The organism is Micromonospora zhanjiangensis (assembly GCF_042650605.1).
Taxonomy (GTDB): domain Bacteria; phylum Actinomycetota; class Actinomycetes; order Mycobacteriales; family Micromonosporaceae; genus Micromonospora_J; species Micromonospora_J zhanjiangensis.
In genome coordinates, this window is the sequence record NZ_JBHSBN010000037.1 from 35,673 (window position 1) to 42,727 (window position 7,055).

General features: G+C 72.8%; 7 protein-coding genes. 5 read left to right on the forward strand and 2 right to left on the reverse strand.

The features are described 5' to 3' along the window. Window positions 1–13 precede the first annotated feature (13 nt). Complete coding sequence (locus tag ACFOX0_RS30780) at window positions 14–1,309, reverse strand: serine hydrolase domain-containing protein (protein WP_377552575.1); 1,296 nt, start codon at window positions 1,307–1,309, stop codon at window positions 14–16. Between the two features lie 140 nt (window positions 1,310–1,449). Continuing rightward, entirely contained in the window at window positions 1,450–2,481 is a 1,032-nt protein-coding gene (locus tag ACFOX0_RS30785; RefSeq protein ID WP_377552577.1) for an ABC transporter substrate-binding protein, read from the reverse strand. Between the two features lie 152 nt (window positions 2,482–2,633). Here ACFOX0_RS30785 and ACFOX0_RS30790 point away from each other — a divergent pair, with 152 nt between their 5' ends. The 5 genes from ACFOX0_RS30790 to ACFOX0_RS30810 form a co-directional block, all read left to right on the forward strand. After that, window positions 2,634–3,641, forward strand: coding sequence for a FecCD family ABC transporter permease (locus tag ACFOX0_RS30790; protein ID WP_449288878.1), 1,008 nt, complete (start codon window positions 2,634–2,636; stop codon window positions 3,639–3,641). Between the two features lie 53 nt (window positions 3,642–3,694). Further along, window positions 3,695–4,717, forward strand: a complete 1,023-nt coding sequence (locus tag ACFOX0_RS30795) for a FecCD family ABC transporter permease (RefSeq protein WP_377552585.1) — start codon at window positions 3,695–3,697, stop codon at window positions 4,715–4,717. A gap of 29 nt (window positions 4,718–4,746) precedes the next feature. Continuing rightward, window positions 4,747–5,514: an ABC transporter ATP-binding protein gene (locus ACFOX0_RS30800; RefSeq protein ID WP_377552587.1), complete on the forward strand. Its 768-nt coding sequence runs from the start codon at window positions 4,747–4,749 to the stop codon at window positions 5,512–5,514. An 86-nt stretch (window positions 5,515–5,600) separates the two neighbouring features. After that, window positions 5,601–6,662: a glutathione S-transferase family protein gene (locus tag ACFOX0_RS30805; protein ID WP_377552579.1), complete on the forward strand. Its 1,062-nt coding sequence runs from the start codon at window positions 5,601–5,603 to the stop codon at window positions 6,660–6,662. Window positions 6,663–6,829: 167 nt separating this feature from the next. Further along, the coding region (locus tag ACFOX0_RS30810) for a cellulose binding domain-containing protein (RefSeq protein ID WP_377552581.1) at window positions 6,830–7,055 on the forward strand (226 nt) is incomplete at its 3' end.

The window sequence follows — 7,055 nt, forward strand, 5'->3', positions numbered from 1 at the left end:
CCGCGGAGGGGAGCTACTTTGTGGCGGCCGGCGCCGGGGGCGCGCTGTGCAGGTCCTTCAGCACCGAGTCCGGGACCGGCTTGCCGAGCATCGCGCACACCGAGGCGTCGGTGGCGGCCATGGCCACCTGGTAGAAGTGGTCCCACTTGGCATTGGGCGTCGCGTCGAAGGGTTCCGCGTTGGCGTCGGTGACCACGGTGCGCCGACCGTCGGCGGTCGCCAGGGTAACGCTGTGGTGCCCGATGGTGTCACCGCCGTGTCCCCACACCGTGCCGCACGCCGAGTCGAGCCGGATCAGTCCGAGACCGTAGCCACCCTTCATGGGGAAGTTTGCCGGCAGTTCGACAGTGGTCTTCATCTGCTTGAGCTGAGCCGGGGAGAACAGCTCGCCGCGCAGCACGGCGGAGAAGAACCGGGAGAGGTCGTCGGGGTCGGAGATGACGGCGCCGGCGGCACCGCCCCAGCCACCGATCGGCCAGCTGGCCGCGTCGATGTACTCCCGCTCCGGGCCGGCGAGCTTGACCCCGTAGCCGTGCAGGTAGCCCGGTCCGGTGTGGACGGCGCGCGGGTTGGCGTAGTAGGTGCGTCGCAGGCCCAGCGGCTCGGCGATCCGCTGTCGTACCAGGTCGGCCATGTTCTTGCCGGTCAGCTTCTGCAGGATCAGCCCGGCCAGGATGAAGTTGGTGTTGGAGTAGCTCCAGCCCTTGCCGGGCGCGAAGTTCGGCTGGTGCGCGAAGGCCACGGCGATCAGCTCGCGGTCGGTCCAGACCCGCTGCGGGTGCTGCGCCAACTCGACGTTGAACCCGTCGTCGGCGGTGTAGCTGAACAGCCCGCTGGTGTGGTTGAGCAGCATCCGTACGGTGATGTTCCCGCCGTTCGGGACGGTGCCCGGCAGGTACCGGGAGACCGGCGCGTCCAGCGTGAGCTGGCCGCGGTCCACCAGTTGCAGGGCGAGGACCGCCGTGAAGGTCTTCGTGTTGCTGCCGACCTCGAACTGGTCCCGGGCGGAGGCGCGACGTCCGGTGGCGATGTCCGCGAGCCCGGCGGCCGTCCGGGTCGCCCGGTGGTCGGTGCCGATCCGGGCCACGAATCCGGGCGGGCCGACCGCCATCATCGAGCGGGCGACGTCGTCCATCACGCCGGTGTTGCCGGGCGTGGCGTGGGCGGTCGCCGTCGCGTGCCGGTCGGTCACCGCGGCGGCTGCGGTGCCGATCCCGGTGGCGGTCAGCCCGATCGCGGCGGCCAGCAGGACCGCCGCCATCCGGTTCCGGCGGGGCTTTTCTCCGATGTTGTTCCGTGGCGTTGTCATGCATCGATCATGTCGATTCCGCCCGGTCCGGTCATTGACGTCCGCTGCCCAGTCGCCGACCAGACCGGTCTACCGTCCACGGTGGTGCCTGCACCACCTCGCCGGTTCCCACCCTGGTCGGGCCGGCCGGCCGTCGCCCGTCAGGTCAGCTTCCGGGCGGTACGGATCGCCGCGGCCAGCTTCTCCAACAGCGGCGCGGCGCCGGCGTACGAGAAGCGGGGCACCGCGTCCCAGGGGGTGACCTGACCGGCCCTGACCGCCGGCAACTGCGCCCAGGTGGGCTTGGCGGCGAGGTCCCTGGGCTGCAGCGCGGTGCCGCGATTGTCCAACAGGATCAGATCGGCCCGGAACTTTCCGGCGTTCTCCCAGCTCAGCGCCTCGAAGTAGTCGCCGGTCGCGAGCTTGTCGGGCAGCACGACGTCGACCCCGAGTTCGGCGAAGTACATCAGGTCGGTGCTGACCTTCGGGTTGGAGACGTAGAACAGGTCGGGGCTGCCGGACGAGGCCAGCACCTTGATCCCCGGATTCGCCCTGACCGCCTGGCGGACCGACTCGGCCGCCGCGTCGAAGCGGGCCCTGGCGTCGGTGACCTTCTTCGCCGACAGGTCCGCGCCGAGCGACCGGGCGAGTTCGGCGTACCGCTCGATCGGTCTGGTCATCGGCACCCGGGCCGTGGTGATCGCGACGCTGGGAGCCAGCGGCAGGATCTTGCTCTTGCTCTCGTCCGGCACGTACCAGAGCGCACCCGGGTCGTACATGTGGGTGACCAGCAGGTCCGGGCGCAGGGCGGCGTACTTCTCGACGCTGAACTCGCCCCACACGTTGCCGAGGACCTGCACGCCCCGCACGTCGAGGTCGCCGGCCTGCGGGTCGACCGTGCCGTCGGTCCGCTTCGTCTCGCCGAAGACCCCCACGATCTGCTCGTCCAGGCCGAAGTCGACGAGCGCCGCGGCGACGCCGGTGAAGGCCACCACCCGTGTCGGTCGGCCGCCCAGGCTCACCTTCTCCCCGCGGTCGTCGGTGAACGACCACGGTCCGCCACCGCCGCTCGACGACGGTCCGGTGGCGCCACCGCGGTTGCCGCAGCCGGTCGCCAGCAGTGCGACGGTGGCGGCACCACCGGCCAGCAAACCACGGCGGGACAGGCGGCGGGCGGAGAGGTGATCAGTCATGGCGTCGTCTTTCGATCGGGGCCGGTGCGACCATGGACAGCGCGGTTAGGTTAACCTAACCTAACTTGCTGTCAAGCCGCGTTCGGCAGTCCGCACCCTCGGAGATCGCTCTGTCCACCACCGAGTTGCCCGCCACCGCTCCACCTGCGGTCATCCCCCGCCGGGGCCGGCGCGGCCGAACCGTCCTACGGGCCGTCGGCCTCGCCGGGGCGGTGGCCCTGCTCGCCGTCGTCGCCGTGCTCAGCATCGCCGTCGGGGCGAGACAGCTTCCGCTCGCCGACGTCTGGTCGGGCCTGCTGCACCCCGACTCGGCCGGGTACGCCGTGGTGCACCGGATGCGACTGCCGCGTACGCTGCTCGGCCTGCTCGCCGGCGCGGCGCTGGGCGTGGCCGGCGCGGCCATGCAGGCGCTGACCCGTAACCCCCTGGCCGACCCGGGCCTGCTCGGCATCAACGCCGGCGCCTCCGCCGCGGTCGCCACGGCCGCGGTCCTCGGCGTGACCGCCCTCGACGGGTACGTGTGGTTCGCGCTGCTCGGCGCGGCCCTGGTCACCGCGCTCGGCTACGCCGTCGGCGGCGGGCCCACCGCCACCCCGGCCCGGCTGGCCCTGGCCGGCGCCGCCCTCAACGCGACCCTCTACTCGTACGTCAGCGCGGTGATGCTGCTCGACGCCGCGTCGCTGGACCGGCTGCGGTTCTGGACCGTGGGTTCGCTGGCCGGCGCGCAGTCCTCGACCGTGGCCCGGGTGCTGCCCTTCCTGCTCGCCGGCCTGCTGCTCGCCCTGGCCGCCGCGCGCCCGCTGAACGCGCTCGCCCTCGGTGACGACGCGGCCCGGGCGCTGGGTGCCCGTCCCGCGCTGATCCGGGCGGCCGTCATCACCGTCGTCACCCTGCTCTGCGGCGCCACCACCGCCGCCTGCGGCCCGATCGTCTTCGTCGGGCTGCTGGTGCCACACCTGGTCCGCGTGCTGACCGGGCCCGACCTGCGCTGGTTGCTGCCGTACTGCGCGGTGCTCGCGCCGGTGCTGCTGCTCGGCGCGGACGTGCTCGGCCGGGTGCTCGGCCGGCCCGGCGAACTCCAGGTCGGCATGGTGACCGCCGTCCTCGGCGGCCCCTTGTTCCTCTGGTTGGTCGTCCGGCGACGGGTGGCCGCGCCGTGAACGCGCGCGGTGGCCCGCTGCCGCGGTCCCGGACGACGGCCCGGACCGCGGCCGTGCTGCGTACCCCCGGTGGGTTCTCCCTCCGGTTCCGCCCGCGCGCGCTGGCGGCCGGTGCCGGCTGCGGGCTGCTCGCGGCCGGCCTGGGCGTGCTGGCCGTCGCGGGCGGCGACTACCCGATGACCCCGGCCGACGTGCTGCGCGTGCTCGCCGGCGCGGGCAACCCGGCGGAGGACTTCATCGTCCACCAGCTACGGCTGCCCCGGATGGTCACCGCCGTCCTGGTGGGTGCGGCCCTGGCGCTCGCCGGGGCGGTGTTCCAGTCCCTGGTACGCAACCCGCTGGGCAGCCCCGACGTGCTCGGCTTCACCCAGGGCGCGGCCACCGGCGCGCTGGTGGTGGTCGTGCTCGGCGGCGACAGCCTCGCCCTGTCCGGCGCGGCGGTGGCCGGCGGCCTGCTGACCGGCCTGTTGATCCACGCGGTCGCCTGGCGCAACGGCGCGCACGGTCACCGGTTGGTGCTGGTCGGCATCGGTTTCTCCGCCATCCTCACCGGGGTCAACGGCTACCTGCTCACCCGGGCGCCGCTGATGGACGCGGCCCGGGCCATGCGCTGGCTCACCGGCAGCCTCGACGGGCGCGGTTGGTCCGACGCCCTGCCGTTGCTGACCGTGCTCGCGGTGGTCACGCCGGCGGTGTTGCTGGGCTGCGGCCCCGCGCTGCGAATGATGGAGCTGGGTGACGACGCCGCGAGCGGCCTCGGTGTCCCGGTCCGGCGACTGCGACCGCCGCTGCTGGCCGCCGCGGTGCTGCTGGTGTCGTTCGCGGCGGCCGCCGCCGGACCGGTGTCGTTCGTGGCGTTGACCGCGCCGCACCTGGCCCGACGGCTCACCCGCTCCCCCGGGCCGAACCTGCTGGCCGCGATGTGCGTCGGCGCGACCCTGGTCGTCGGCGCGGACCTGCTGGCCCAGCGGGCTTTCGCCGGCCACCAGTTGCCGGTCGGCGCGGTCACCGGCGCGCTCGGCGGGGCGTACCTGGTCTGGTTGCTGGCCGCGGAGCGTCGGGCGGGCCGGCTGTGACCGGCACCTCCCGGCTGATCGGCACCGGGATGACCCTCGGCTACGACCGGCGCGTCATCGCCGAGAACCTGACGGTCGCCGTCCCGGACCGGTCGTTCACCGTGGTCATCGGCCCGAACGCGGGCGGCAAGTCCACCCTGCTGCGTGCGCTGTCCCGGCTGCTGCGACCGACCGCCGGCGCGGTGCTGCTGGACGGGGCGGACATCCACCGCCGGCCGGCCCGGCAGGTGGCCCGCACCCTCGGCCTGCTGCCGCAGTCGTCGGTCGCCCCGGACGGGATAACGGTCGGCGAACTGGTCGCCCGGGGGCGGTACCCGCACCAGGGGCTGCTGCGCCAGTGGTCCCGCGACGACGAGCGGGTGGTCACACAGTCGTTGGCGGCCACCGGGGTCGCCGACCTCGCCGACCGGTTGGTGGACGAGCTGTCCGGCGGGCAGCGGCAGCGGGTGTGGATAGCCATGGCGCTCGCCCAGCAGACCCCGCTGCTGCTGCTCGACGAGCCGACCACGTACCTGGACATCGCCCACCAGATCGAGATCCTGGACCTGTGCGCCCGGCTGCACGAGGAACAGGGCCGGACGCTGGTCGCGGTGCTGCACGACCTGAACCACGCCGCCCGGTACGCCAGCCATCTCATCGCCATGCGCGACGGGCGGGTGGTGGCCGCCGGTGAGCCGGCCCGGGTGGTCACCGCCGACCTGGTGGCGGAGGTCTTCGGGCTGCCGTGCCGGGTGATCGCCGACCCGGAGACCGGTACGCCGCTGGTCGTACCGGCCGCCCGTCGACGCGCCACGTGACGGGTGGGCAACGGCAACACCGGGCCGACCGGCGCCCGACCGGCCATGATGAGGGGACGGGACGCGAGAGCGGGTGGAGGCATCGCATGGCAGAGCGGACGGAAGGCGTCGAGCCGGAGTCGTGGAAGACCGGCGGGAAGTACGTGGAGCCGGGTGGTGAGTTCACCCGGGACCAGCGGTACATCGCCACCCGGATCACGGCGGACGGTCGGGACGGCTATCCGGTGGAGCCCGGCCGCTACCGACTGGTGGTCAGCCGGGCCTGCCCGTGGGCCAACCGCCTGATCATCGTCCGCCGGCTGCTCGGCCTGGAGGACGCCATCTCGATGGGCGTCGCCGGCCCCACCCACGACGAGCGGAGCTGGACCTTCGACCTCGACCCGGGCGGGCGCGACCCGGTGTTGGGCATCGAACGGCTGCGCGAGGCGTACCTCGCGCGGTTCCCCGACTACCAACGGGGGATCACCGTGCCGGCGATGGTGGACGTGCCCACCGGCCAGGTCGTCACCAACGACTACGCCCGGATGAGCCTGGACCTGTCGACCGAGTGGACCGCGTACCACCGGGCCGGCGCGCCGGACCTCTACCCCGAGTCGCTGCGCGCCGAGATCGACAAGGTGAACGACGGGGTGTTCCGGGACGTCAACAACGGCGTCTACCGGTGCGGCTTCGCCGGCGGCCAGGGCGCGTACGACAAGGCGTACCGCCGGCTGTTCGACCGGCTGGACAAGCTGTCGGAGCGGCTGCGTGACCGGCGCTACCTGGTCGGCGACACGATCACCGAGGCCGACGTCCGGCTGTTCACCACCCTGGTCCGGTTCGACCCGGTCTACCACGGACACTTCAAGTGCAACCGCAGCAAACTCACCGAGATGCCGGTGCTCTGGGCGTACGCCCGGGACCTGTTCCAGACGCCGGGCTTCGGGGACACCATCGACTTCGATCACATCAAGCGGCACTACTACCAGGTGCACCGGGACATCAACCCGACCGGCGTCGTACCGCTGGGGCCCGACCTCGGGGGCTGGCTCGACCCGCACGGCCGGGAGGCGCTGGGTGGCCGGCCGTTCGGCGACGGCACCCCGCCACCACCACCGCCGGAGGCGGAGCGGGTGCCGGTCGAGCACACCGCCGCGGCCCGCGACTGACCGTACCGCCGGGTGGCCGGCACGACCCGGCGACGAGGCGCCCAAAGAGTCATAGACAAGCTTGATGGTATGGGAGCGCTCCCGTAACATACCCGACACGGCTGTTAACGCTCACAACCATCGTCCCCCACACATGCGTCGGCCGCCATCCCTCAGGAAGGTGCTTCATGACCAGATCCAGATCGACAAATGTTTTCCTGGCTGCGACCGGCGCCGCGTTACTGGCGTCGGCGACGATCGTCGCCGCCGGCCCGGCCGGCGCCGCAGCGGCGGGCTGTTCGGTGAACTACGCCGTGTCGTCCCAGTGGCAGGGCGGGTTCGGTGCCAACGTGTCGATCACGAACCTCGGCGACGCGTTGTCCAGTTGGACGTTGACCTGGTCGTTCGGTGCCG

Excerpts from the sequence above, each read along its gene's own strand:
- ACFOX0_RS30780 (WP_377552575.1), bottom strand. The coding sequence starts at position 1,309 with ATGACAACGCCACGGAACAACATCGGAGAAAAGCCCCGCCGGAACCGG.
- ACFOX0_RS30785 (WP_377552577.1), bottom strand. The coding sequence starts at position 2,481 with ATGACTGATCACCTCTCCGCCCGCCGCCTGTCCCGCCGTGGTTTGCTG.
- ACFOX0_RS30800 (WP_377552587.1), top strand. The coding sequence starts at position 4,747 with ATGACCCTCGGCTACGACCGGCGCGTCATCGCCGAGAACCTGACGGTC.
- ACFOX0_RS30805 (WP_377552579.1), top strand. The coding sequence starts at position 5,601 with ATGGCAGAGCGGACGGAAGGCGTCGAGCCGGAGTCGTGGAAGACCGGC.